General features: G+C 72.9%; 2 protein-coding genes. One reads left to right on the top strand and one right to left on the bottom strand.

Translation table 11 applies throughout. From position 1 onward, the window contains the following. Positions 1 to 119: 119 nt before the first annotated feature. Entirely contained in the window at positions 120 to 500 is a 381-nt protein-coding gene (locus G3I65_RS04115) for a hypothetical protein (RefSeq protein ID WP_160694893.1), read from the bottom strand. Between the two features lie 120 nt (positions 501 to 620). Here G3I65_RS04115 and G3I65_RS04110 point away from each other — a divergent pair. Beyond that, positions 621 to 1,128 (top strand): LacI family DNA-binding transcriptional regulator (locus tag G3I65_RS04110; RefSeq protein WP_160694891.1); only part of this gene is annotated, 508 nt, incomplete at its 3' end.

Raw genomic sequence — 1,128 nt, 5'->3', positions numbered from 1 at the left:
GCTGCAGCACGCCCGCCAGCGTGACCGCGGGGTAGACGAGCATGCCCGCGTCGAGCAGCCGCAGCCGCCAGCCGCGCACCCAGCGCTGCACGTCCGATGCCCCGTCCACGACCGGAACGCTACCGCGAACGCGGGCGGTAGATCAGCACCGTGACCGCGAGGAGCAGCAGCCCGCACACGCCCTGCTCGAGCCGCAGCCACAGCGGGAACAGCCCGGGCAGCGCGACGATGACGGCGATCGCCACGAGCATCACCGCCGAGACGATCCGCAGCCGCAGGAGTCCCTTCTTCGACCCGCGGGCGGCGCTGCGGGCGAAGGCGAACGTCAGCAGTGAACTGGCGACGACGAGGGTGGCGCGCACCCAGACGGCGTCGGTCACCACCGCCGGGTGGTTCCGGAGCAGGACGATCACGGCGAGCGTGAGCAGGGAGAGCGCGGCGTACGCGCCGGTGAGCAGCAGCACGGGCCGGAAACCGGCCGGTGGAGTCGTGGTTGTCATGCCGGAAATGCTCCGGCGCGGGCCGTCGCGGGGGCAGTGCCGTCCCGCATCGGGCGGTCATGACATTTGTCATCGGCGCGGTACTGGGAGAGCGCTCTCACAGCGTGCTACAAAGGACGGGTGACGACGCAGCCGCCCACCCTGGAAGACGTCGCGCGGGTCGCCGGCGTCTCGCGGGCCACGGTGTCCCGCGTGGTCAACAGCGTCCGCAACGTCGACCCGAAGCTGCGGGAGACGGTCGAGCGCGCGATCGCCGACACCGGCTACGTCCCGAACCGGGCCGCGCGCTCGCTGGTCACCCGGCGCACGGGTGGGATCGCCCTGGTGGTGTCGGAGCCGGAGCGGCACGTCGAAGCGTTCACCGGCGGCGTCTTCGGCGACCCCTTCTTCGGCCGCGTGGTCGAGGGCGTCGTCTCCCACCTGCGGCCGCACGGGCTGCACCCGCTGCTGATGCTCGTCGACAGCGATGACGAACGCGCGAAGCTGGTTCCGAAGCTGCGCCAGGAGCAGGTCAGCGGCGTCCTGCTGATCTCCCTGCACCCGGCGGAAGACCCGCTGCCGCGCGCGCTGACCGACGCGGGCGTGCCCACGGCGCTGTTCGCGCGGCCCGCCCGCCCGGCGCCGGTGT

The organism is Amycolatopsis sp. SID8362 (genome assembly GCF_010550475.1).
In the GTDB taxonomy this organism is placed as follows: domain Bacteria; phylum Actinomycetota; class Actinomycetes; order Mycobacteriales; family Pseudonocardiaceae; genus Amycolatopsis; species Amycolatopsis eburnea.
Note: the sequence above shows the minus strand (reverse complement) of the source record. Positions and strands in the feature narration are given on the sequence as shown.

Bases quoted from the DNA above. Each gene is read 5' to 3' on its own strand.
- G3I65_RS04115 (WP_160694893.1), bottom strand. From the start codon at position 500: ATGACAACCACGACTCCACCGGCCGGTTTCCGGCCCGTGCTGCTGCTC.